This is a genomic window from Enterobacter sp. MGH 24, from assembly GCF_000493015.1.
Taxonomy (GTDB): domain Bacteria; phylum Pseudomonadota; class Gammaproteobacteria; order Enterobacterales; family Enterobacteriaceae; genus Enterobacter.
This window is the reverse complement of sequence record NZ_KI535657.1, coordinates 889062-913627: the sequence shown is the minus strand read 5'-3', so window position 1 is coordinate 913627 and position 24566 is coordinate 889062. Positions and strand designations below refer to the sequence as shown.

The window sequence follows — 24566 nt, the reverse complement described above, 5'->3', positions numbered from 1 at the left end:
CTTACCGGGCCTACAAAATCAGATCCAGACCGGGTAAGGCGAAGCCGCCACCCGGCACTGTCACATCAGAAATCCGCTTTCAACACCACGCGGTAGCGGGCTTTGCCGTCACGCACGTGCTGGATTGCTTCGTTGATTTTCGACATCGGATACAGTTCGGTGGTCGGGGCCACTTTGGTGCGTCCGGCAAACTTCATCAGCTTGCGCAACTCAAACGGCGTACCGGTCGCGGAGCCTGACACGCTGCGATCGCCGCCGATCAGGGTAAACGCCGGAACCGGCAGCGGCTTCATCACGGCACCTACGGTGTGGAAGTTACCGCCGTAGGCCAGTGCTTCAAAGTACGGCTGCCAGTCGAGATCGACGTTTACGGTATTGATGATCAGATCAAACTGCCCAGCCAGCGCGTTCAGCGCTTCCGGATCGCGGCTGTTCACAACTTTATCCGCACCCATCGCCAGCACTTCTTTCTCTTTCGCCGGGTTCGAGCTGAACGCCGTGACTTCACAGCCCATCGCGTGCAGCAGCTTGATGGCGATATGCCCCAGGCCGCCAATACCGATCACGCCCACGCGGCTGGTGGCGGTGATATGATGCATCAGCAGCGGTTTGAAGACGGTGATACCGCCGCACAGCAGCGGACCAGCGGATTCGATATCAATGCTGTCCGGCAGCGGGATCACCCATTGCCAGTCGGCGCGAAGCTTGTCGGCAAAACCGCCTTTGTTCAGGATAGTGGGAACGGCGCCTTCGAGGCAGTTGATCTGGTTGCCGCTGATACAGGCGTCGCAGTGGCCGCAGCTGCGTGCCGTCCAGCCAATGCCCACGCGCTGGCCCACTTTCAGCCCTTTGTCCTGCGCGGCGCTACCGAGCGCCACGACGCGACCAATGACTTCGTGCCCGGCAACCAGCGGATAGCTCGAGAAGCCCCATTCGTTGTCGATCATCGAGAGATCCGAGTGGCAGATCCCGCAGTAATCAACCTGTACTTCGACGTCTTCTGCTTTTAGAACGCCTGCATCGTATTCATACAGCTCAAGTTCTGCACCCGCCTGCGGTGCGGCGTAGCTTTTTATCTTCGACATCGTGTTTCCCCCGTTATGGTGTGAACTGTGAGTGTAGAGCATTCAGTTTACAGCCGCTTAACAGAAGAGGGCAGGAACGAAAGTTACAGGCTTTTCAGCATTCTGACTTCGCAATCAACGTGGCCGGTACAGCCCAGCGGCGCATCGATATGCTCAAAGCCCAGATGTTCATACAGGCCGATGGCCTCTTTGAGGAAAGCAGTGGTTTCAAGGTAGCAGCGGGTAAACCCCTGCTCGCGCGCGTGGTCCAGCGCCATCAGCGCCAGCTTTTTCGCCAGCCCTTGCCCGCGCGCCGTTGGCAGGAAATACATTTTCTGTAGTTCACAGATATCCGGCTCGCTGCAGCTGAGGGGCGCCACGCCGCCGCCGCCCACCACCAGGCCGTTCTGCTCGATTACCCAGTAGGCATGCCCTGGCTGGCTGTAGAGCTGGTAAAGCTCGTCCAGGTTCGGGTCAGCAACCGTGTAGCCTTTGTCAGCCGTCAGGCCATATTCGGCAGAAACGGTGCGGATAACGGCGGCGATAGCCGAATTATCCTGCTCAGTGATCCGACGCATCGTCGTCGCGACGGGGGTAATCACGCTCATAGCATTACTCATAACAAAAATTGACACATAACTGCTGTTAATAGCACCGCAGAAAGGGGAGTGCAAGCGAGGAGTTTTCAGGAAGGATACCCCTTACGCCCTGAAGCGTAAGGGGTAAAAGCATTACAGTGCGGCAATAACCGCCTGCTGCTCAATCAGTTTGGTCTTCGCATCGGCGAAAGCAACCAGACGCTCACGCTCTTTGGCGATGACCGCTTCCGGCGCGCGGGCCACAAAGCCTTCATTCGCCAGCTTGCTTTCGATTTTGCCAATTTCCACGTCGACTTTCGCCACTTCTTTCGCCAGACGCGCCAGCTCGGCATCTTTGTCGATCAGGCCCGCCATCGGGATCAGCAGCTCGGCGCCGTCGATGATTTTGGTCACGGAAACCGGACCTTTGTCATCGGCAGGCAGCACGGTGATGCTTTCCAGACGCGCCATGGTCTTGAGGAAGGTGTTGTTCTCGGTGACGCGACGAACGGCAGCCTCGCTGCAGCCACGAAGCAGCAGCTCCAGCGGTTTGCCAGGGGCGATGTTCATTTCAGCACGGATGTTACGTACCGCAACGATCGCCTGTTTCAGCCACTCGGTGTCCGCGGACGCCGCTTCATCAACCTTGGCCGAATCGAATTCCGGGAACGGCTGCAGCATGATGGTATCGGCGTTGATGCCTGCAATCACCTTCACGCGCTGCCAGATAGTTTCGGTGATAAATGGAATGACCGGATGCGCCAGGCGCAGCAGACCTTCCAGAACGGTAATCAGCGTGTTGCGCGTGCCGCGCAGTTCCGCCTCAGTACCGCCGTTCATCACCGGCTTCGCCAGCTCCAGATACCAGTCACAGAACTGGTTCCAGGTGAATTCATACAGGATGCCCGCCGCGATATCGAAGCGGTAGCTGTCCAGCGCCTCGCGGAAGGCTTTCACCGTCTGGTTGAATTCCGCCAGGATCCAGCGGTCCGCCAGAGACAGGGTCATTTCGCCGCCGTTGAAGCCGCAATCCTGATCTTCGGTGTTCATCAGCACGAAGCGGCTGGCGTTCCACAGCTTGTTACAGAAGTTACGGTAACCTTCCAGACGCTTCATGTCCCAGTTGATGTCACGACCGGTTGAGGCCAGTGCCGCCAGGGTGAAGCGCAGGGCGTCGGTACCGTGAGACTCGATCCCGTTCGGGAACTGCTTCTCGGTGCGCTTGCGGATTTTCTCGGCCAGCTGCGGCTGCATCATGTTGCCGGTACGTTTTTCCAGCAGGTCTTCCAGAGAAATACCGTCAACCATATCCAGCGGGTCAATCACGTTCCCCTTCGACTTGGACATCTTCTGGCCTTCGTCGTCGCGGATCAGACCGGTCATGTAGACGGTATGGAACGGAACCTGCGGCTTACCGTCTTCGTCTTTGATGAAGTGCATGGTCATCATGATCATGCGGGCAATCCAGAAGAAGATAATGTCGAAGCCGGAGACCATCACGCTGGTTGGGTGGAACTGACGCAGCGCGTCGGTGTTTTCCGGCCAGCCGAGGGTGGAGAAGGTCCAGAGCGCGGAGGAGAACCAGGTGTCCAGCACGTCTTCGTCCTGACGCAGCGCAACGTCTGCGCTCAGGTTGTTTTCCTGACGCACTTCGTCTTCGCTACGGCCAACGTAAACGTTGCCTTCGTTGTCGTACCACGCCGGAATACGGTGACCCCACCACAGCTGACGGGAGATACACCAGTCCTGAATGTCACGCATCCAGGAGAAGTACATGTTTTCGTACTGCTTCGGCACGAACTGAATGCTGCCGTTTTCAACCGCTTCGACAGCCGGTTTCGCCAGCACGTTGGCACGCACGTACCACTGGTCGGTCAGCATTGGCTCGATCACCACGCCGCCACGGTCGCCGTACGGTACGGTCAGATCGTGAGGTTTGATCTCTTCCAGCAGGCCGAGTGCGTCGACGGCAGCCACAATCGCTTTACGCGCGGCAAAGCGTTCCAGCTTCTGGAACTCAGCCGGGATGTCGCTGGAATAAACGTCGGATTCGTTGCCTTTGGTGTCATACACTTCTGCGCTTTCGCGGATATCGCCGTCGAAGGTCAGAATGTTGATCATCGGCAGGGCGTGACGACGACCGACTTCATAGTCGTTGAAATCGTGCGCCGGGGTGATTTTTACGCAGCCGGTGCCTTTTTCCATGTCGGCGTGTTCGTCGCCCACAATCGGAATACGGCGGTTTACCAGCGGCAGCACCACGAATTTGCCGATCAGATCTTTATAACGCGGATCTTCCGGGTTAACGGCCACGCCGGTATCGCCCAGCAGGGTTTCCGGACGGGTAGTGGCAACCACCAGGTAATCTTTACCGTCGGCGGTTTTTGCGCCATCGGCCAGCGGATAGCGGATATGCCACATGGAGCCTTTAGACTCGCGGTTTTCCACTTCCAGGTCAGAGATGGCGGTACGCAGTTTTGGATCCCAGTTTACCAGGCGTTTGCCACGGTAAATCAGGTCTTCTTTGTACAGGCGGACAAAGACTTCTTTAACGGCGTTGGACAGGCCTTCATCCATGGTGAAGCGCTCGCGCTCCCAGTCCACCGAGTTGCCGAGACGGCGCATCTGACGGGTAATGGTGCCGCCGGATTCTGCCTTCCACTGCCAGATTTTGTCGATGAACGCGTCGCGACCGTAGTCGTGGCGGGTTTTTCCTTCTTCAGCGGCAATTTTACGCTCAACCACCATCTGGGTCGCGATACCCGCGTGGTCAGTCCCCGCCTGCCACAGGGTGTTTTTACCCTGCATGCGCTGGTAGCGGATCATGGTGTCCATGATGGTCTGCTGGAAAGCATGACCCATATGCAAACTGCCGGTGACGTTCGGCGGCGGGATCATGATGCAGAAGGACTCTTTGCTTTCGTCGCCGTTAGGCTTGAAATAGCCCTGCTGTTCCCAGTGCTCGTAAAGCGGCTGTTCGATATCGCGTGGGTTATATGTCTTTTCCATTATTTCCAGGTTGCCGTATTCAGGTTAAAACCAGCCAGGCGGTACGCTTTATAGCGTTCGCGCGCCAGTTGTTTCAAAGATTCTTCGTAAGGGACAAAGTCTACCACTTCTGTGAAAGCGGTGGCAAAATCTGCAAAATCTATCCGCAGGCTAATCAGAATATCGCGCGCGCTGCTGTTGCGCTTTTGCGGCCAGGCAATTTCAACCGGTGCTCCACCGCGCGGGCCTTCGCCCGACAGGTTATGCGGGACAAAACTCTCCGGCGGGCGCGCCCACAGCGCTTCATCCAGGCGAATGGCCTGCTGTTCATCTTCACAGGCAATCAGAACGCGTTTACCTGCGCGCCAACGTTCTGCGGCAATTTCACACACCAGCTGTTCGACGGCGCTGAGGCCATCCTGATGGGTGTCGTTGTCCAGAAGGTAGAACGTTGCATTCTTCATATATGGGGCTTCTTGTCGTGGATTTAAATGCAAAGCCGGGTGGCGCTACGCTTACCCGGCCTACGGTTGAGTGATGCTGTAGGCCGGGTAAGGCGAAGCCGCCACCCGGCGTTATGCATCACTCGTCGCCGTTAAAACCCGCACGATTGAGCAGGAACTGCGACAGCAGCGCCACTGGACGACCGGTGGCGCCTTTGGCTTTACCGGAGCGCCATGCGGTGCCCGCGATATCCAGGTGTGCCCAGTTGTACTTGCGGGTGAAGCGTGCCAGGAAGCAGCCCGCGGTGATCGCACCGCCAGGACGTCCGCCAATGTTCGCCATATCCGCAAAGTTAGACTCCAACTGATCCTGATATTCATCGCCCAGCGGCAGACGCCATGCGCGGTCTCCGGCCTGCTCTGAGGCACCAATAAGCTCGTGCGCCAGCGGATTGTGGTTCGACATCAGGCCGGTGATGTGGTGACCCAGCGCAATCACACAGGCACCGGTGAGGGTGGCGACGTCAATCACCGCTTCCGGCTCAAAGCGTTCCACATAGGTCAGCACGTCACAGAGTACCAGACGGCCTTCGGCGTCGGTGTTCAGTACTTCAACCGTCTGCCCGGACATGGTGGTCAGGACGTCACCCGGACGATAGGCGCGACCGCCAGGCATGTTTTCGCAGCCTGCCAGCACGCCAATCACGTTAATCGGCAGCTGAAGCTCCGCCACCATGCGCATCACGCCGTAAACTGCCGCCGCGCCGCACATGTCGTACTTCATCTCGTCCATGCCTTCGGCAGGCTTGATGGAGATACCGCCGGAGTCGAAGGTCAGGCCTTTACCGACAAGCACGATAGGGCGTGCGTCTTCGGACGGATTGCCTTTGTACTCAATGACGGACATCAGGGATTCGTTCTGAGAGCCGTTACCGACCGCCAGATAAGAGTGCATCCCCAGCTCTTTCATCTGCTGTTCGCCGATGACGCGGGTAATGACATTCTTGCTGTAGGCGTCGGCCAACTGACGCGCCTGCGAGGCCAGGTACGCGGCGTTACAGATGTTAGGCGGCATGTTGCCGAGATCTTTGGCGGCTTTAATGCCGGCCGCGATCGCCAAACCGTGCTGGATGGCGCGCTCGCCGCTGGTCAGCTCGCGACGGGTTGGCACGTTAAAGACCATTTTACGCAGTGGACGACGCGGCTCGCTTTTATTGGTCTTCAGCTGATCGAAGCTGTACAGGCTCTCTTTTGCCGTTTCGACCGCCTGGCGCACTTTCCAGTAGGTGTTACGCCCCTTAACGTGCAGCTCTGTCAGGAAGCAGACGGCTTCCATTGAACCGGTGTCATTCAGCGTATTAATCGTTTTCTGAATCACCTGTTTATACTGACGTTCATCCAGTTCGCGTTCTTTGCCGCAGCCAATCAGCAGAATACGTTCTGACAGTACGTTCGGAACATGGTGCAGTAACAGCGTCTGCCCAGGTTTGCCTTCCAGTTCGCCACGGCGCAGCAGGGCGCTAATATAGCCGTCACTGATTTTATCGAGTTGCTCGGCGATCGGGGAGAGTCGACGCGGTTCAAAGACGCCCACAACGATGCAGGCACTCCGCTGTTTCTCCGGGCTACCGCTTTTTACACTGAACTCCATGCACTACGCTCCTGAATCTTAAAGACAACGGCGGCTGCTACGGATAGAATTGAAACCTTTCGTAACTCATGTCCGCTGTTGTGGTGACTTCGTGTTAATCTTACGTTACTACGGTTTCGACACGTCAGAAAAAGTCCTGAAGCGTGAATCCGCTGGATGTTTTAATCTTAGCGATGATTTCGACGACTCAAGAGAATAAATGACGTTTAAGCCATGAAACAAGCGAAATTCCTGCAAAGAGACGGGTTTTTACGGGCGTATTTAAAGTGATAATCATAAGATATCTGGTGCGGGAGACGCTCAAGAGCCAACTGGCGATCCTCTTCATCCTGCTGCTGATTTTTTTCTGTCAGAAGCTGGTTAAGATCCTCGGTGCGGCTGTTGACGGCGAAATTCCAACAAATCTGGTGCTTTCCCTGCTTGGTTTAGGGATCCCGGAAATGGCGCAGCTCATCCTGCCGCTAAGTCTTTTCCTTGGCCTGCTCATGACGCTTGGGAAACTCTACACCGAGAGTGAAATCACGGTGATGCATGCCTGTGGCCTTAGCAAAGCGGTACTGGTGAAAGCGGCCATGATACTGGCGCTGTTCACGGGTATTGTTGCTGCGGTGAATGTGATGTGGGCGGGCCCCATGTCTTCCCGTCATCAGGACGAAGTGCTGGCCGAAGCGAAAGCCAACCCCGGCATGGCGGCGTTAGCCCAGGGGCAGTTCCAGCAGGCGACCGACGGCAACTCCGTGCTGTTTATTGAGAGCGTTGACGGCAGTAAATTCAACGACGTATTCCTGGCGCAGTTACGTCCCAAAGGTAACGCGCGTCCATCAGTGGTGGTTGCAGACTCCGGTCAGCTTGCTCAGCGCAAAGATGGTTCGCAGATCGTGACGCTGAACAAAGGCACCCGTTTCGAAGGCACCGCGATGCTGCGCGACTTCCGTATTACGGATTTCCAGAACTATCAGGCTATTATCGGCCATCAGGCGGTGGCGCTCGATCCAACGGATACCGAGCAAATGGACATGCGCACGCTGTGGAACACCGATACCGACAGAGCGCGCGCTGAGTTCCACTGGCGTATTACGCTTGTCTTCACCGTGTTTATGATGGCGCTGATTGTCGTGCCGCTGAGCGTGGTGAACCCGCGTCAGGGCCGCGTGCTCTCTATGCTGCCGGCGATGCTGCTGTACCTGATCTATTTCCTGCTGCAAACCTCGATTCGTTCTAACGGCGCGAAGGGTAAGCTGGACCCTATGGTCTGGACATGGTTCGTCAACAGCCTGTACATCTTACTGGCGCTGGGATTAAACCTGTGGGATACGGTGCCTGTGCGCCGCATACGTGCCCGATTCTCGCGTAAAGGAGCCATCTAATGCAGGCGTTTGGCGTTCTTGATCGCTATATCGGTAAAACCATTTTTACCACCATCATGATGACGTTGTTCATGCTGGTGTCGCTCTCCGGCATTATCAAATTTGTCGACCAGCTGAAAAAAGCCGGGCAGGGGAGCTATGACGCGCTGGGCGCGGGGATGTATACCCTGCTCAGCGTGCCGAAAGATGTGCAAATCTTCTTCCCGATGGCGGCCCTGCTGGGCGCACTGCTGGGGCTGGGGATGCTGGCGCAGCGCAGTGAGCTTGTCGTTATGCAGGCCTCGGGTTTTACCCGCATGCAGGTTGCGCTGTCGGTAATGAAAACCGCGATCCCACTGGTGCTGTTGACCATGGCGATTGGCGAGTGGGTCGCGCCGCAGGGCGAACAGATGGCGCGTAACTACCGTGCCCAGGCCATGTACGGCGGCTCACTGCTCTCGACTCAGCAAGGTTTATGGGCGAAAGACGGTAAAAACTTCGTCTACATCGAACGGGTCAATGGCAATGATGAACTGGGTGGGGTGAGCATCTACGCTTTTGATGACCAGCGCCGTCTGGAATCAGTCCGCCACGCCTCTTCGGCGAAATTTGACGCTGAAAAAAAACAGTGGCGCTTGTCCCAGGTCGATGAGTCTGACCTGACCGATCCGAAACAGATCGCCGGTTCTCAGACGGTGACCGGCACGTGGAAGACCAATCTGACTCCCGATAAGCTCGGAGTTGTAGCGCTGGATCCTGACGCGCTCTCCATCAGCGGTTTACACAACTATGTGAAATACCTGAAGTCGAGCGGGCAGGATGCAGGACGGTATCAGCTCAACATGTGGAGCAAGATCTTCCAGCCGATGTCCGTGGCGGTGATGATGCTGATGGCGCTGTCGTTTATCTTCGGCCCGTTGCGTAGCGTGCCGATGGGCGTGCGCGTTGTGACCGGTATCAGCTTCGGCTTTGTATTCTACGTGCTCGACCAGATCTTCGGTCCGCTGACGCTGGTTTATGGTATTCCGCCGATGATTGGTGCGCTGCTGCCAAGCGCCAGTTTCCTCCTGATCAGCCTCTGGCTGCTGTTGAAACGCTCCTGATTGACCTCTCCTCGCTTCCGGTTAACCGGGAGCGAGGCTAATCTCCTGTTTCACTCCGCACTTTTTCTCACAACCTTCAACGCCTCGCCCTGAATTTGAGTATTATTGAGCGATAAAGTCGTGAAGGGATCCTCTATGAAGCAAATTCGAATGCTTGCCCAGTATTACGTCGACCTGATGATGAAGCTTGGGCTGGTGCGTTTCTCCATGCTGCTTGCGCTGGCGCTGGTCGTTCTGGCCATTGTCGTGCAAATGGCCGTCACCATGGTTCTGCATGGTCAGGTCGAGAGTATCGACGTCATCCGCTCCATCTTCTTTGGCTTGCTCATTACGCCCTGGGCGGTCTATTTCCTTTCCGTGGTGGTTGAACAGCTGGAAGAGTCCCGTCAGCGTTTGTCAAAACTGGTCGATAAACTGGAAGAGATGCGCGAGCGCGACCTGAAGCTCAACGTCCAGCTCAAAGACAACATCGCGCAGCTGAACCAGGAGATTTCAGATCGTGAGAAGGCGGAAGCCGAGCGTCAGGCCACGCTGGAGCAGCTGAAAATCGAAATGAAAGAGCGCGAGGTCACGCAGATCCAGCTTGAGCAGCAGTCCTCTTTCCTGCGGTCATTTCTTGATGCTTCACCGGATCTGGTGTTCTACCGTAATGAAGATAAAGAGTTTTCCGGCTGTAACCGTGCGATGGAGCTGCTCACCGGAAAAAGCGAGAAGCAGCTGATTCACCTGAAGCCGCAGGACGTTTACTCTGAAGAGGCGGCGGCCAAGGTTATGGAGACGGACGAAAAAGTCTTCCGCCATAACGTCTCGCTGACCTATGAACAGTGGCTGGATTACCCGGACGGACGCAAAGCCTGCTTTGAGATCCGTAAGGTGCCTTACTATGACCGCGTCGGGAAACGCCACGGCCTGATGGGCTTTGGCCGCGATATCACCGAGCGTAAGCGCTATCAGGACGCCCTGGAGCGCGCCAGCCGCGACAAGACTACCTTTATCTCCACCATCAGCCACGAGCTGCGTACGCCGCTTAACGGCATTGTCGGGCTGAGCCGAATTCTGCTGGATACCGACCTGACCGCAGAACAGGAAAAATACCTCAAGACTATCCATGTCTCAGCGGTCACGCTGGGTAATATCTTCAACGATATTATTGATATGGATAAGATGGAGCGCCGTAAAGTTCAGCTTGATAACCAGCCTGTTGATTTCACCAGCTTCCTTGCCGATCTCGAAAACCTGTCCGGCTTACAGGCGCAGCAGAAGGGGCTGAGTTTTGTCATGGAGCCAACCCTACCGCTGCCGCATAAAGTGGTGACTGACGGCACGCGTCTGCGCCAGATCCTGTGGAACCTTATCAGCAACGCGGTGAAATTTACCCAGAAGGGGCAGGTGGCAGTACGCATCCGCTTTGACGACGGCGATATGCTGCACTTCGAGGTGGAGGACTCCGGGATTGGTATTCCGCAGGAGGAGCAGGACAAAATTTTCGCGATGTACTACCAGGTGAAGGACAGCAACGGCGGGAAGCCTGCTACCGGAACGGGCATTGGTCTGGCGGTCTCTAAACGGCTGGCAAAGAGTATGGGGGGCGATATCACCGTTGCCAGCCAGCCGGGGAAAGGGTCAACCTTCACGCTGACGGTCCATGCACCGGCGGTGGCGGAGGAGGTTGAGGATACCTTTGAAAACGACGACATGCCGCTGCCTGCGCTGCACGTTCTGCTGGTGGAAGATATTGAGCTGAACGTTATTGTGGCGCGCTCCGTGCTGGAAAAGCTGGGCAATAGCGTGGATGTCGCGATGACCGGTAAAGCCGCACTCGAGATGTTTAAACCGGGCGAATACGATCTTGTCCTGCTGGATATCCAGTTACCGGACATGACAGGGCTGGATATCTCGCGTGAGCTGACGCGTCAGTACGCGGCCGACGAACTGCCGCCGCTGGTGGCGCTGACGGCGAACGTACTGAAAGATAAAAAAGAGTATCTCGATGCCGGTATGGACGATGTACTCAGCAAGCCGCTGGCGGTGCCTGCTCTGACCGCCATGATTAAGAAGTTCTGGGATACCCGTGATGAAGAGGAGAGCACCATGACGTCTGTTGATAGCGCAAAAGCCCAAACGATACTCGATACCGCGATGCTGGAGCAGTACATCGATCTGGTCGGCCCGAAACTGATTACCGACGGTCTGGCGGTATTCGAAAAAATGATGCCGGGCTATCTGAGCGTGCTGGAATCAAACCTGACGGCTCGTGACCAGAAGGGCATCGTGGAAGAAGGACATAAAATTAAAGGTGCCGCCGGCTCGGTTGGCTTACGCCACCTGCAGCAGCTGGGTCAACAGATTCAGTCCCCTGATTTACCTGCATGGGAAGATAACGTGGGTGATTGGGTTGAAGAGATGAAACAAGAGTGGCAAAACGATGTTGCGGTGCTGAAGGCCTGGGTTGACGCCAGAAAAAAATGACCCCGGCTTAACCGGGGTGCGCGAATACTGCGCCAACACCAGGGAAATCGTGGCTGCGCCTGTTTTTTAAAGTTATTTTCGAAAGGGCGCCGCCTGAAAAAATTTAGGCCGCACGCAGATAAGATAGCAAATCTTAAATGGTTTGTTACATGAATCAGTGAAATGTGTGAAGCATAGCGTTTTAATCAAAATTATTAATGTGCTTCAGCAAGTTGCAGAAAAGGATTGTCATGATGAAAAAGATTGGTGTCGTGCTGAGCGGATGCGGTGTTTACGATGGTTCTGAGATACATGAAGCCGTCATTACGCTGTTGGCCCTGGCTAAGCACGGAGCAGAAGTTATTTGCTTTGCGCCAGACAAAAATCAGGCGGATGTGATTAATCATCTGACCGGTGAGCCGATGGCGGAAACCCGTAATGTACTGATTGAGGCCGCGCGTATCGTGCGAGGTGATATCCATCCTCTTATTCAGGCAGATCCTACAGAGCTTGATGCGCTGATTGTACCGGGTGGGTTTGGCGCGGCCAAAAATCTCAGTACCTTCGCTGCGCAGGGCGCGGAGTGTCAGATCGATCCTCATCTGAAAGCGCTGTCGCAGGCCATGCATGCGGCAGGAAAACCGCTGGGCTTTATCTGCATCGCGCCGGCCATGCTGCCCAGGATTTTCGATTTCCCGCTGCGCCTGACTATCGGGACGGATATTGATACCGCAGAGATCGTCGAGGAAATGGGGGGCGAACACGTTCCCTGCCCGGTTGATGACATTGTGGTTGATGAAGATAACAAAGTTGTCACCACGCCGGCGTATATGTTGGCGAACAATATCGCTGAGGCGGCCTCAGGTATTGAAAAGCTGGTGGCTCGCGTGCTGGTGCTGACTGAATGAGGCGTAAATTTGCCGCAGGCGCAGGGGTGAAACGCATCCTTTTGCGTATTGTTCTTGTACTGGCGGTATTCTGGGGAGGCGGGCTGGCTTTATTCAGCATTATGCCGGTTCCGTTCTCTGCCGTTATGGTTGAGCGCCAGCTTAGCGCGTGGTTCAGCGGTGATTTCGGCTATGTTGCCCACTCTGACTGGGTGAGCATGGACGAGATTTCACCGTTCATGGGGCTGGCGGTCATCGCGGCGGAGGACCAGAAATTCCCGGAGCACTGGGGGTTCGACGTGGCGGCAATTGAGAAGGCGCTAGCCCATAACGAACGCCATGAAAACCGCGTGCGCGGCGCGTCAACCTTGTCGCAGCAGACGGCCAAAAATCTGTTTCTGTGGGATGGCCGAAGCTGGGTGCGAAAAGGGCTGGAAGCGGGGCTCACCCTTGGGATGGAAACGGTCTGGAGCAAAAAACGCATTCTGACCGTCTATCTCAACGTCGCTGAGTTTGGCGACGGCATATTTGGCGTGGAAGCTGCCGCGCAACGGTATTTCAATAAGCCAGCCAGCCGTCTGAGCATGTCAGAAGCAGCGCTATTGGCCGCTGTTTTACCGAATCCCATCCGCTTTAAAGCCAGCGCCCCATCAGGGTACGTGCGAAGTCGTCAGGCGTGGATCATGCGTCAAATGCGTCAGTTGGGAGGAGAAGGATTTATGGAGAGCAATAAATTAATGTAGGGCGGGTAAGCGCAGCGCCACCCGCCTGACTGGCAGACCTTAATCTTCGTCGAACCCTGCGTTGAACAGCGCAATCACTGCCGCCAGCGCTTCCTCTTCCTGAGGTCCGGTGGCCTCGACTTCAATCTGGCGCCCTTTGGCGGAGTCCAGCATCAGCAGGGCGATCACGCTGTTCGCTTCCGCTTCGGTGCCTTCGTCATTCCGCAGCAGAACCTCTGCATCGAACCCCTGCATCAGCTCAAACAGTTTCATCGCCGGGCGTGCATGCATGCCCAGCTTATTGGTGATCTCAACGGTTTGTTTTACGGTCATGTTTTACGTTTTTCCAGCGTGCGATGACGGGACTGAACGTTCTTCCCGCGCGAGCGGAAATAGTCGGCCAGCTGTTCGGCGATGTAAACCGAACGATGTTTACCGCCGGTACAGCCAATCGCCACCGTGAGGTAGCTACGATTGTTTGTCTCCAGCATAGGTAACCATAGCTCAAGGTAGCTTCGCGTCTGGTAGATAAAATTGTGAACTTCTGTGTGCCGGTCGAGGAAGGCCGCGACGGGTTTATCCAGACCGGTCATTGGACGCAGCTTTGGATCCCAGTGCGGGTTCGGCAGGAAGCGCACGTCAAAAACGTAATCCGCATCAATCGGAATACCGTGCTTAAAGCCGAAGGATTCGAACACCATCGTCAGTTCACGCTCGCGCTTACCCAACAACCGGGTACGCAGCATTTCCGCCAGCTCGTGAACGGACATCTCAGAGGTGTCGACAATCAGGTCGGCACGAGAACGCAGCGGCTCCAGCAGGTCACTCTCTTCATCGATAGCGCTCTCCAGAGAGAGGTTCTTACTGGAAAGCGGGTGCAAACGACGGGTATCGCTGTAGCGGCGGATCAGCGTATTGCGGTCTGCATCAAGGAACAGCAGCTGTGGCGAGAATGTATCAGGCAGGTTGCTCATGGCCTGTTCGAAGATCTCGGGCGATTCCGGCATGTTACGGACGTCGATACTGACGGCGGCAGAGGTTTGTCTCTCCGCAAGCGTGCGGGCCAGGTCGGGCAACAACACGACCGGCAGGTTATCGACGCAGTAAAAACCCATGTCTTCCAGCGCGCGCAGAGCAACGGATTTCCCCGACCCTGAACGGCCACTGACAATCATCAGCACCATGTTCCGTTTCTCCTCAGGACAACAGATGTGAAGGCCATCTCCTGATTATGCATCATCCTGATTGCCTTCTGCTTCAGTGATAATTTGATAGAGCTCTTCATCACTTTGGGCCGAGCGCAGTCGACGGCATATGGTTTTATCGGCCAGACGTTTTGCGACCAGCGACAGCGTATGCAAATGGGTTTTCGTCTGGTCGGCAGGCACCAGCAGCGCGAAGAGGAGATCGACGGGCTGGTTATCAATAGCATCGAAGGCGATAGGTGTTTCAAGCTGCACAAACACACCAACGGCACGCAGGGTATCCTCTTCCAGTTTGCCGTGCGGGATCGCGATGCCGTTGCCGATACCGGTACTGCCCATTTTTTCACGGGTCAGAATCGCTTCGAACACCACCTGTGGCGGCAGGCCCAGCTGTTTGGCAGCCAGTTCACTGATGATCTCCAGCGCACGTTTTTTGCTCTGGCAGTGAACCGCACTGCGGGTACATTCCTGGTTAAGGACATTGCTCAGTTGAAGAGCGGAATCGTTGTTCATCATAATTTCACCTAAGCGCTAACTGTACAAATGGCCTGTTGTGTTTCACAACAGGCCGTCCTGCACCCGTTAACTGCCCGGACAATTAGTGTTGTTTCAGTTTATCTTTATGTTTATTGAGCTGTCGTGCAAGCTTATCAATCAAGCCGTCGATAGCAGCGTACATGTCTTGCCCTTCCGCACTGGCATGCAGTTCACCCCCGTTAACATGCAGGGTGGCATCCGAGATATGAGTCACTTTCTCCACTTTCAACACAATATAGACCTGATTGATCCTTTCGAAATACTGTTCGAGTTTTGCAAACTTCGCGTTCACGAAGTCGCGTAAAGCCTCGGTAATTTCGACGTTTTGTCCAGTGATGTTGAGCTGCATAGTGTCTTCCTTATCGGTTGTGTCAGACCAGCTGTTTACGCTGGTTGGACGGCGGAATGGATAAAGACTCTCGATACTTCGCAACAGTACGACGTGCCACCATAATACCCTGATCGGACAGCATGGTGGTTAACTTACTGTCGCTTAGTGGCTTCGCGGGGTTCTCCGCGGCGATCAACTTCTTCACCAGAGCACGAATGGCCGTTGACGACGCTTCGCCGCCGCCCTCGGTATTCACATGGCTGGAGAAGAAATACTTAAGCTCAAAAATACCGCGTGGACTGTGCAGATACTTCTGCGTGGTGACACGGGAAATGGTTGATTCATGCATTTCGACGGCCTGGGCGATATCCGCCAGTACCATCGGTTTCATAAACTCTTCGCCCTGCTCAAAGAACGCCTGCTGCTGTTCCACAATACAGCGACTGACGCGCAGCAGCGTATCATTTCGGCTCTCAAGACTTTTGATCAGCCATCGTGCTTCCTGAAGATTGCTACGAATATATTGATTGTCGGAGTCGTTACGCGCGCTGGTGCACATGGAGGCGTACTGCTGGTTGATTTGCAGGCGAGGAATGCTGTCTGAATTCAGTTCAACGACCCAGCGGTCATTGTGTTTTCTGACCAGCACGTCCGGGATGACGTACTCGGGCTCGCTGGTCTGGATCGACTGACCCGGGCGCGGATCGAGCGACTGGATCAGATTCACCGCTTCTTTCAGCACCTCTTCCTTCAGGCGCGTGACGCGCATCAGGGAGCGGAAATCGTGGTTAGCCAACAGATCCAGATGATCGCTGATGATTAAGCGCGCCTCGTCGATCCATGGCGTCTCTTTGCTGAACTGGGAAAGCTGGATCAGCAGGCAATTGCGCAGATCTTTTGCAGCCACGCCTACCGGATCGAAACGCTGAATGCGCTTCAGAACGGCTTCGATCTCCTCAAGCTCAATCTCTTCATCGCCCATGCTTTCCAGAATATCGTCCAGCGTGACGGTCAAATAGCCGGTGTCGTCAACGGCATCGACAATTGAGGTGGCAATCGCGCGGTCGGTATCGGAGAAGGGGGTGAGTTCCACCTGCCACATCAGGTAATCCTGCAGCGACTGGGTGGTTTCTCCCTGATAGACCGGTAGCTCATCGTCCTGGTAGTCTGCACGCGTACCGGAAGGGGTTCCGGCGGTGTAGATTTCATCCCAGCTGGCATCCAGCGGAAGCTCGTCGGGCATCTCTTTTTGTTCGAGTGCATCCGCGGTGTCGAGCGCTTCTGTATCCTGCGATTGCTGGGTATCTACCTCGTCATGAAGATCGGTTTGTTCCAGCAGGGGGTTGCTGTCCAGCGCCTGCTGGAGCTCCTGCTGAAGTTCTAACGTGGACAGTTGCAACAGGCGAATTGCCTGCTGTAGCTGCGGCGTCATCGCCAGTTGTTGGCTGAGCCTTAATTGCAAACCTTGCTTCATGTTCAGAGCATTTTTCTCCGGTTCGGCGTTACGTTACCTCTACCCTATCAGAGTCTGAAGTCTTCCCCAAGATAGACGCGCTTAACATGATCGTCTTCGAGGATCTGCTGCGGCGTACCGTGGGCGATCAGATTGCCCTGGCTCACAATATACGCGCGTTCACACACGGCCAGCGTTTCACGGACGTTGTGGTCGGTGATCAGTACGCCCAGCCCGCTGTCACGCAGGTGTTCAATGATGCGTTTAATATCGATAACCGAGATCGGGTCAACGCCCGCAAACGGTTCATCCAGAAGGATAAATTTCGGGTTTGCGGCCAGCGCACGCGCAATCTCAACGCGGCGGCGTTCCCCCCCGGAGAGCGCCTGACCGAGACTGTCACGCAGATGCTCAATATGGAACTCTTCCATCAGCTCGTTGGCACGATCCTGACGCTGTTCGCTGGTCAGGTCGTTACGAATTTGCAGGACCGCCATCAGGTTATCGTAAACGCTAAGACGACGGAAAATGGAGGCTTCCTGCGGCAGGTAGCCGATCCCGCGACGCGCTCGCGCGTGCAGCGGCAGAAGACTGATGTCTTCATCGTCAATGATTATGTTGCCGGCATCGCGCGGCACAATGCCAACGACCATGTAGAAGGTGGTGGTTTTACCCGCACCGTTAGGGCCAAGCAGCCCTACAATTTCGCCGGAGTTGACGGTCAGACTGACATCTTCTACGACACGGCGGCCCTTATAGGCCTTCGCGAGATTTTTTGCAGTTAATGTTGCCATAACGAATTAGTTACTCTTCTTCTGTGCCGGGGCCTGGCCTTTGCCTTTGTCCTGCAGCTGCGACGGAACCAGTACGGTCGTGACGCGTTTGCCTTTCTCGCTGGAGGCCTGCATTTTTTGCTCTTTCACCAGATAGGTGATTCGGTCGCCGGTAATGTTGCTGTCCAGCTGTTCCAGATACGCGTTTCCGGTCAGGATGACCAGGTCCTTCGCCAGCTCGTAGTGCATATGCGAGGCGTGACCTTTCACCGGCTTGCCGTTGTCCTGCATTTGGTAGAAGGTGGCCGGGTTACCGTAACCATCAATGATCTCTTTGCCCTGCTCGCCACCCGGACGGGTCACGACCACTTTGTCGGCGTTGATTTTAATGGTGCCCTGAGTCATGACGACGTTACCCGTGAAGGTGACGACGTTACCCTGCATATCGAGAGACTGGGTATCGGACTCGATATGGATCGGTTGGTCGGTATCGCCCGTTACAGCAAGCGCGGGGAGACTGGTCGCCAGCATCGCGCTGGCGATAATTACTTTAAGGCTGAGTTTGTTTGTTTTGAATTTCATAGGAGGTTCTAACCTTTTCAATCAGCTCGGCGTTCTTGCTGCGTAAGTTCCCGCGCATTCTCAAACCGCTGGAATTAAATGTTGTGCCATACAGTGTGACCAGATCCTGCGAGGTCACGTCCTGGGTTACCAGGTTAATCTGGGCATTATCCGTCGTAATTTTTCGCAGTTGTGAGTCAGCGGTCAGGGCGTTGACTTCAACGTGGCCATACAGATAAAGCATACGGTCATTTGTCAGTTTTGCCCGATCTGACTTAATTGACCACGTCGGCACCTTGTCCTTATCAAACGTGGTCATGACAGGTCGGGTAAACCACGAAATACCGTCATCTGAAAAATATTCAACATGCTGGGCAATCAAACGATAGTTCAGCGCACCTTCCGGGCTGTAGACCACAGTGTCGCTGTGATCGCTTTTATAGGTTGGATCGTTATTGTTGACCACTTCCGTTTGCGTATCGTCGCGATCGGCAAGGTTCACGCCAATCAATACCAGTGCGACAAGTGACAGCAAAATGATAATCCAACGTCTGGTTTTACTCATATCGATTGCCCTTTGGCCTCATCAAGCTTGCCCTGCGCCAGCAAAAGCAGATCGCAGACTTCACGTACGGCACCACGGCCCCCGTTGATGTGGGTAACATAGTCAGCGCGCGGGATCAGCAGCGGATGCGCATCGGCAACAGCGATACTCAGACCGACTTCAGCCATCACGGGCCAGTCAATCAGATCGTCCCCGACGTAGGCCACGTTTTCCGGTGCGATAGCCAGTTTACCCAGTAAATCCTTAAACGCCGCCATTTTATCGGACTGACCCTGATACAGATGGGTAATGCCTAAGGTTTCACAGCGGTCTTCTACCAGTTTAGCTTTTCGCCCGGTGATGATAGCCACCTCAATACCAGAAGTGAGCGCACAGCGGATACCGTAGCCGTCGCGAACGTTAAAGGCTTTCAGCTCTTCGCCATTATTGCCCATGTAAATCAGGCCATCGGAGAGTACCCCATCCACATCCAGGATGAGCAGACGAATGTTTTCCGCCTTTGCCATCATCTGGGTACTAACCGGACCATAACAGGTTGCAAGGGATGCACCCGCATTACTCATTGTCTTATCCTTCATTACACTACGCCTGCGCGCAGCAGATCATGCATATGTACCACACCCAGCAACTGGTCGCCATCGGCAACCATAACGGAGGTGATATGACGGGACTGCATCAGATTCAGCACATCCACTGCCAGCGTACCCGGACGCACGCGGATACCGCCCGGCGTCATCACGTCGGCAATGCCGAGCGTGCGGACATCGACACCCATGTCGAACACGCGACGCAGGTCGCCATCGGTGAAGATCCCCTGAATTTTCATCAGATCGTCGCACACGACCGTCATACCCAGATTCTTGCGGGTGATTTCCAGTAGCGCATCACGCAGGGAGGCTTCTTTACTGACGTGAGGGATCTCATCCCCTGTGTGCATAATATCGTTTACCCGAAGCAGCAGTTTGCGCCCCAGCGCACCGCCCGGATGGGAAAGCGCGAAATCTTCCGGCGTAAAACCGCGGGCTTCGAGCAGCGCGACGGCGAGCGCATCGCCCATAACCAATGCTGCGGTTGTGCTGGACGTCGGTGCCAGGCCGAGCGGACAGGCCTCCTTGGGCACTTTCACGCACAGGTGAATATCAGCCGCGCGCGCCATGCTGCTTTCCGGACGGCTGGTCATGCAAATAAGCGGCACCTGCAGTCGCTTCAGTACCGGGATCAGCGCCAGGATCTCATTGGACTCACCGGAGTTGGACAGCGCGATGACGATATCCTGCGGCGTGACCATACCCAGGTCGCCGTGCGCGGCTTCCCCCGGATGTACAAAGAAGGAAGAGGTTCCGGTGCTGGCAAATGTTGCCGCCATTTTGCGTCCAATGTGGCCGGACTTGCCCATCCCCATCACCACGACTTTGCCGGCACAGTAGAACATCTTCTCACATGCCAGACTAAAATCCTGATTAATGTACTGATCTAACTGCGCCAGACCTTCACGTTCAATCTCCAGAACCTCTTTGCCTGCTTTCTGAAAGTCAAACCCCGGCTGCAATTCTATTTGCGACATAATGCGTTTCCGTTTACCCAGAGAGAAGAGGCGAGAGCCAGTACAGCATCGCCATCCATACGATAAATCCACCCGTCAGCAGCGCGCCAGCGCCTTTGCCGATCTGTCGTTGCCGCCGCCAGCAGAGCAGGGCAAATATCACGCTGACCAATAACATCACGCCATAGTCGCGTGAGAACGCCAGGGGATTAAAGGGGCCTGGCGTAATCAGTGCCGGCAGGCCCATCACAATGGCGATATTAAAAATGTTGGAACCGATGATATTACCAATGGCAATGTCGTCCTCACCTTTACGCGCCCCTGCAATAGCTGTGGCCAGCTCCGGCAGGCTGGTACCGATGGCAATCACCGTCAGACCAATGGTCAGTTCACTGATGGCGAAATAGTTCGCCAGCACCGTCGCGTTATCCACGACCATGCGCGTTGCCATCGGCATGATGATCAGCGCAACGCCAAGCCAGAGCAGAGCAACAGGCAGCGTGCCTTCTCGTGGAAGCTCGGCGACCTGCTCACGGGTCAGGCTATCCTGGCCCTGCTTCTCAGCCAGTCGGGCGATTTTAACACTATACAGCAGCCAAATGACGGCCAGCGCCAGCAAGAATATGCCGTCGCTGTAGCTCAGTACACCATCGTAAAATACGCAGCCTGCCAGCAGGCTTACGATTAACATTAGCGGCAATTCACGGCGCAGAACATCAGAATGCACGCGAAATGGATGGAGCAGGGCGGCAAGCCCTAATATCAAGAGTATATTGACGATGTTAGAGCCAATCGCGGTGCCGACTGCCAGGTCTAGCTGACCATGCAGCGACGCCGAGACAGAGACGATGATCTCAGGAAGTGACGTTCCAACACTGACAACGGTCATCCCGATGACGACAGGCGGTACGCCCGTCAGGCGACACAGGATAGATGCAGCAAACACTAAACGGTCAGCACTGTAGACCACCAATAGTAAACCAATTATTAACAGTGCTGTTGCTAAAAGCATCAAAAGTCCTTTCTTCAGGTATACTCGTTGGTCCATCGCGCGGGAATGGCTGGACTGCATACAGTCTGAGGCGTAACGAATTCCTAATTTTGACTTTATGCGCCGGAAAAGTAAAACAAATGCCAGCTTTCGCTAACCTCAACGGCTATTATTCTGTAAAAATGCGGAGTTGAGGGCTGATTCAGGCGGCATGCCTTAACGTGAGCAGGGTAATAAAGGAACCATAAATGAGCCAAACGATGGCGAATTTAGTCGATGTTCGCGGTGTGAGTTTTTCTCGCGCCAACAGATTGATATTTGATGATATTTCGTTGACCGTACCGCGTGGCAAGATCACTGCCATTATGGGGCCGTCCGGGATTGGTAAAACGACCCTGCTGCGCCTTATTGGTGGGCAGATCCCACCCGATCGCGGTGAAATCCTCTTTGATGGCGAAAACATCCCGGAGATGTCACGCTCGCGTCTGTATACTGTTCGCAAACGCATGAGCATGCTCTTTCAGTCTGGAGCCTTGTTCACCGACATGAATGTCTTTGATAACGTGGCCTATCCGCTGCGCGAGCATACCAGCCTGCCGCCGGAACTGCTGAAAAGCACGGTGATGATGAAGCTCGAAGCCGTCGGTTTGCGGGGCGCCGCGAAGCTGATGCCTTCAGAGCTCTCCGGGGGGATGGCGCGCCGTGCCGCGCTGGCGCGAGCCATTGCATTAGAACCTGATTTAATCATGTTCGACGAACCGTTTGTTGGACAGGATCCCATCACGATGGGCGTGCTGGTGAAGCTCATCTCTGAACTGAACAGCGCGCTTGGCGTCACCTGCATTGTGGTATCTCACGATGTGCCGGAAGTATTGAGCATTGCCGATTACGCCTATATCGTGGCGGACAAAAAGATCGTCGCACACGGTAGCGCCCAGGCGCTGCAGGAAAATTGCGATCCGCGCGTGCGGCAGTTCCTCGACGGTATTGCCGATGGCCCTGTGCCGTTCCGCTACCCGGCGGGCGACTATCGTGACGATTTACTGGGAATAGGGAGTTAAGCCACTCATGCTGTTAAATGCGTTGGCCGCTCTCGGACACCGTGGCATAAAAACCATCAGGACGTTCGGGCGTGCCGGATTGATGTTATTCAACGCGCTGGTCGGCAAGCCGGAATTCCGTAAGCATGCACCGCTGCTGGTGCGGCAGCTTTATAATGTCGCCGTGCTGTCGATGCTCATCATCATTGTTTCCGGTCTGTTTATCGGTATGGTGCTTGGGCTACAGGGCTATCTTGTGCTGACAACCTACAGCGCGGAAACCAGTCTCGGGATGCTGGTGGCGCTCTCGCTGCTGCGTGAACTGGGGCCGGTTGTGGCGGCGCTGTTGTTCGCCGGGCGTGCGGGGTCGGCATTAACGGCGGAAATTGGCCTGATGCGTGCGACCGAGCAGCTCTCCAGCATGGAGATGATGGCGGTCGATCCGCTGCGTCGCGTGATCTCGCCGCGTTTCTGGGCGGGGGTGATCTCTTTACCGCTGCTGACGATTCTGTTTGTCGCCGTGGGTATCTGGGGCGGTTCGCTGGTTGGCGTGCACTGGAAAGGCATTGACGCCGGTTTCTTCTGGTCCGCGATGCAGGACGCCATTGACCTGCGAATGGATCTGGTTAACTGCCTGATTAAAAGCGTGGTATTTGCCATTACGGTCACCTGGATTGCATTGTTCAATGGTTACGATGCCATCCCGACGTCGGCGGGCATTAGCCGTGCAACTACACGTACAGTCGTACATTCGTCGCTGGCCGTACTGGGTCTGGATTTTGTGCTCACCGCACTGATGTTTGGGAATTGAGTTCATGCAAACGAGAAAAAATGAAATTTGGGTCGGTGTATTCCTGCTGCTGGCGCTGCTGGCCGCGCTGTTTATCTGCCTGAGAGCGGCGGATATCACGTCTGTGCGCACCGAGCCGACGTATCGCATCTATGCCACCTTCGATAACATCGGCGGGCTGAAGGCGCGTTCACCGGTCCGTATCGGCGGCGTGGTGATCGGACGCGTATCTGACATTACGCTTGATGAGAAAACTTATCTGCCACGCGTCGCGATGGATATCGAAGAGCGCTACAACCATATCCCGGATACCAGTTCCCTTTCTATCCGTACTTCCGGCCTGCTGGGCGAACAATATCTGGCGCTTAACGTTGGCTTTGAAGACCCCGAACTGGGAACGACTATCCTTAAAGACGGTAGCGTCATTCAGGATACGAAATCCGCGATGGTGCTGGAGGATATGATTGGTCAGTTCCTTTACAGCAGTAAAGGGGATGAGAAAAAATCCGACGCTGCCCCAGCGCAGAGCGAAGATCATACCGACGTCGCACCGACGCCAGGTGCTGCGAATTAATATCAGGAGAAGTCATTCATGTTTAAACGACTGTTAATGGTTGCCATGCTGGTCATCGCCCCTCTTACCGCCGCTCACGCTGCGGATCAGAGTAACCCGTACAAACTGATGGACGAAGCGGCGAAGAAGACCTTCGACCGTCTTAAAAACGAACAGCCTAAAATTCGTGCTAATCCTGACTATCTGCGTGACGTCGTTGACCAGGAGCTGCTGCCGTATGTGCAGATTAAATATGCGGGTGCGCTGGTGCTGGGACGTTATTACAAAGACGCGACCCCTGCGCAGCGCGATGCCTACTTTGCCGCGTTCCGTGAATACCTGAAACAGGCTTATGGCCAGGCGCTGGCGATGTACCACGGCCAGACCTATCAGATTGCGCCTGAGCAGCCGCTGGGCGATGCAACTATCGTCCCTATCCGCGTGACGATCATCGATCCTAACGGTCGTCCGCCGGTTCGTCTGGATTTCCAGTGGCGTAAAAACAGCCAGACCGGTCACTGGCAGGCGTATGACATGATTGCCGAAGGGGTAAGCATGATCACCACCAAACAGAACGAATGGAGCGACCTGCTGCGCACCAAGGGCATCGATGGCCTGACCGCACAGCTGCAGTCTATCTCTCGCCAGAAAATTAGCCTGGATGAGAAGAAGTAATGTCACAGCAACTCAGCTGGTCGCGTGAAGGCGAGACATTAAAGCTGTCCGGTGAGCTGGATCAGGATCTGCTGAACCCACTGTGGGGCAAACGCCATGAAGCAATGCAGGGCGTGACGCTCATCGACTTAACCGACGTCACGCGGGTGGATACGGCGGGTGTTGCGCTGCTGGCCCATCTGGTTGCGGTAGGGAAAAAGCAGGGGGCTAGCGTCACGCTTCACGGCGCGAGCGATAATGTCGTGACCCTTGCGCAGCTCTACAATCTCCCTCAGGACGTACTGCCTCGTTAATATTTTCAGTGCGTTACTTCCGAAAG

The 24566-nt window shown here is 55.3% G+C and carries 26 protein-coding genes; 10 read left to right on the top strand and 16 right to left on the bottom strand.

Translation table 11 applies throughout. The annotated features are described in order from the left end of the window. Positions 1 to 65: 65 nt before the first annotated feature. The 5 genes from L370_RS17470 to pepA form a co-directional block, all read right to left on the bottom strand. Positions 66 to 1085, bottom strand: a complete 1020-nt coding sequence (locus L370_RS17470; protein WP_023333617.1) for an NADPH-dependent aldehyde reductase Ahr — start codon at positions 1083 to 1085, stop codon at positions 66 to 68. 83 nt (positions 1086 to 1168) lie between these two features. Continuing rightward, positions 1169 to 1672 carry a GNAT family N-acetyltransferase gene (locus tag L370_RS17475; RefSeq protein WP_023333616.1) on the bottom strand — a complete coding sequence of 168 codons (504 nt, stop codon included), beginning with the start codon at positions 1670 to 1672 and terminating at the stop codon, positions 1169 to 1171. A 123-nt stretch (positions 1673 to 1795) separates the two neighbouring features. Then, the gene (locus tag L370_RS17480; protein ID WP_023333615.1) at positions 1796 to 4651 is read right to left on the bottom strand and encodes a valine--tRNA ligase; all 2856 of its coding nucleotides are present in this window, start codon (positions 4649 to 4651) and stop codon (positions 1796 to 1798) included. Continuing rightward, a complete protein-coding gene (gene holC / locus L370_RS17485; protein ID WP_008502815.1) occupies positions 4651 to 5094 on the bottom strand; it encodes a DNA polymerase III subunit chi in 444 nt (147 codons plus the stop codon). Before holC ends, L370_RS17480 begins: the two co-directional genes overlap by 1 nt. A 118-nt stretch (positions 5095 to 5212) precedes the next feature. Continuing rightward, positions 5213 to 6724: a leucyl aminopeptidase gene (pepA, locus tag L370_RS17490; protein WP_023309366.1), complete on the bottom strand. Its 1512-nt coding sequence runs from the start codon at positions 6722 to 6724 to the stop codon at positions 5213 to 5215. A 266-nt stretch (positions 6725 to 6990) separates the two neighbouring features. On the opposite strand from pepA, the gene lptF reads away from it, so the two are divergent. The 5 genes from lptF (at position 6991) to mtgA (ending at position 13251) form a co-directional block, all read left to right on the top strand. Continuing rightward, a complete protein-coding gene (lptF, locus tag L370_RS17495) occupies positions 6991 to 8091 on the top strand; it encodes an LPS export ABC transporter permease LptF (RefSeq protein WP_024906345.1) in 1101 nt (366 codons plus the stop codon). Continuing rightward, positions 8091 to 9173 carry an LPS export ABC transporter permease LptG gene (gene lptG / locus L370_RS17500; RefSeq protein WP_023333613.1) on the top strand — a complete coding sequence of 361 codons (1083 nt, stop codon included), beginning with the start codon at positions 8091 to 8093 and terminating at the stop codon, positions 9171 to 9173. The genes lptF and lptG overlap by 1 nt, the downstream gene beginning before the upstream one ends. Positions 9174 to 9308: 135 nt before the next feature. Further along, a complete protein-coding gene (arcB, locus tag L370_RS17505) occupies positions 9309 to 11642 on the top strand; it encodes an aerobic respiration two-component sensor histidine kinase ArcB (RefSeq protein ID WP_023333612.1) in 2334 nt (777 codons plus the stop codon). A gap of 233 nt (positions 11643 to 11875) precedes the next feature. Next, the gene (gene elbB, locus L370_RS17510) at positions 11876 to 12529 is read left to right on the top strand and encodes an isoprenoid biosynthesis glyoxalase ElbB (RefSeq protein ID WP_032666547.1); all 654 of its coding nucleotides are present in this window, start codon (positions 11876 to 11878) and stop codon (positions 12527 to 12529) included. After that, the gene (mtgA, locus tag L370_RS17515) at positions 12526 to 13251 is read left to right on the top strand and encodes a monofunctional biosynthetic peptidoglycan transglycosylase (RefSeq protein WP_023333610.1); all 726 of its coding nucleotides are present in this window, start codon (positions 12526 to 12528) and stop codon (positions 13249 to 13251) included. Before elbB ends, mtgA begins: the two co-directional genes overlap by 4 nt. A 39-nt stretch (positions 13252 to 13290) precedes the next feature. On the opposite strand, the gene npr is transcribed toward mtgA, so the two are convergent. From npr to L370_RS17570, 11 genes are all read right to left on the bottom strand, one after another. Then, a complete protein-coding gene (npr, locus tag L370_RS17520; RefSeq protein WP_003861872.1) occupies positions 13291 to 13563 on the bottom strand; it encodes a PTS phosphocarrier protein NPr in 273 nt (90 codons plus the stop codon). After that, positions 13560 to 14414, bottom strand: a complete 855-nt coding sequence (gene rapZ / locus L370_RS17525; protein WP_008501442.1) for an RNase adapter RapZ — start codon at positions 14412 to 14414, stop codon at positions 13560 to 13562. The genes npr and rapZ overlap by 4 nt, the downstream gene beginning before the upstream one ends. 45 nt (positions 14415 to 14459) lie before the next feature. Further along, the gene (ptsN, locus tag L370_RS17530) at positions 14460 to 14951 is read right to left on the bottom strand and encodes a PTS IIA-like nitrogen regulatory protein PtsN (protein ID WP_008501443.1); all 492 of its coding nucleotides are present in this window, start codon (positions 14949 to 14951) and stop codon (positions 14460 to 14462) included. Between the two features lie 82 nt (positions 14952 to 15033). Further along, the gene (hpf, locus tag L370_RS17535) at positions 15034 to 15321 is read right to left on the bottom strand and encodes a ribosome hibernation promoting factor (RefSeq protein WP_008501444.1); all 288 of its coding nucleotides are present in this window, start codon (positions 15319 to 15321) and stop codon (positions 15034 to 15036) included. Positions 15322 to 15343: 22 nt separating this feature from the next. Beyond that, entirely contained in the window at positions 15344 to 16777 is a 1434-nt protein-coding gene (gene rpoN / locus L370_RS17540) for an RNA polymerase factor sigma-54 (protein ID WP_023333609.1), read from the bottom strand. A 47-nt stretch (positions 16778 to 16824) separates the two neighbouring features. Next, positions 16825 to 17550, bottom strand: a complete 726-nt coding sequence (lptB, locus tag L370_RS17545) for an LPS export ABC transporter ATP-binding protein (RefSeq protein ID WP_023309359.1) — start codon at positions 17548 to 17550, stop codon at positions 16825 to 16827. 6 nt (positions 17551 to 17556) lie between these two features. Continuing rightward, positions 17557 to 18111 (bottom strand): lipopolysaccharide ABC transporter substrate-binding protein LptA, encoded by a 555-nt coding sequence (lptA, locus tag L370_RS17550; protein WP_023333608.1) that lies wholly within the window; start codon positions 18109 to 18111, stop codon positions 17557 to 17559. Next, positions 18080 to 18655 carry an LPS export ABC transporter periplasmic protein LptC gene (gene lptC / locus L370_RS17555; protein WP_023333607.1) on the bottom strand — a complete coding sequence of 192 codons (576 nt, stop codon included), beginning with the start codon at positions 18653 to 18655 and terminating at the stop codon, positions 18080 to 18082. The genes lptA and lptC overlap by 32 nt, the downstream gene beginning before the upstream one ends. Next, on the bottom strand, positions 18652 to 19218 hold the full coding sequence (gene kdsC / locus L370_RS17560; protein WP_023309356.1) for a 3-deoxy-manno-octulosonate-8-phosphatase KdsC: 567 nt from the start codon (positions 19216 to 19218) through the stop codon (positions 18652 to 18654). The genes lptC and kdsC overlap by 4 nt, the downstream gene beginning before the upstream one ends. 14 nt (positions 19219 to 19232) lie before the next feature. Further along, entirely contained in the window at positions 19233 to 20219 is a 987-nt protein-coding gene (gene kdsD / locus L370_RS17565; RefSeq protein ID WP_023333606.1) for an arabinose-5-phosphate isomerase KdsD, read from the bottom strand. Between the two features lie 13 nt (positions 20220 to 20232). Then, on the bottom strand, positions 20233 to 21210 hold the full coding sequence (locus tag L370_RS17570; RefSeq protein ID WP_023309354.1) for a calcium/sodium antiporter: 978 nt from the start codon (positions 21208 to 21210) through the stop codon (positions 20233 to 20235). Between the two features lie 227 nt (positions 21211 to 21437). Here L370_RS17570 and mlaF point away from each other — a divergent pair, with 227 nt between their 5' ends. The 5 genes from mlaF to mlaB are packed head-to-tail and all read left to right on the top strand — an operon-like array spanning position 21438 to position 24540. Beyond that, a complete protein-coding gene (gene mlaF / locus L370_RS17575; protein ID WP_023309353.1) occupies positions 21438 to 22250 on the top strand; it encodes a phospholipid ABC transporter ATP-binding protein MlaF in 813 nt (270 codons plus the stop codon). Positions 22251 to 22257: 7 nt separating this feature from the next. Beyond that, positions 22258 to 23040 carry a lipid asymmetry maintenance ABC transporter permease subunit MlaE gene (gene mlaE, locus L370_RS17580; protein WP_023333605.1) on the top strand — a complete coding sequence of 261 codons (783 nt, stop codon included), beginning with the start codon at positions 22258 to 22260 and terminating at the stop codon, positions 23038 to 23040. A 4-nt stretch (positions 23041 to 23044) separates the two neighbouring features. Further along, entirely contained in the window at positions 23045 to 23593 is a 549-nt protein-coding gene (gene mlaD / locus L370_RS17585) for an outer membrane lipid asymmetry maintenance protein MlaD (protein ID WP_023309352.1), read from the top strand. Positions 23594 to 23611: 18 nt separating this feature from the next. Next, positions 23612 to 24247 (top strand): phospholipid-binding protein MlaC, encoded by a 636-nt coding sequence (gene mlaC / locus L370_RS17590; protein ID WP_023333604.1) that lies wholly within the window; start codon positions 23612 to 23614, stop codon positions 24245 to 24247. Continuing rightward, positions 24247 to 24540, top strand: a complete 294-nt coding sequence (gene mlaB, locus L370_RS17595) for a lipid asymmetry maintenance protein MlaB (protein ID WP_023333603.1) — start codon at positions 24247 to 24249, stop codon at positions 24538 to 24540. Before mlaC ends, mlaB begins: the two co-directional genes overlap by 1 nt. The last annotated feature ends 26 nt before the right edge of the window (positions 24541 to 24566 follow it).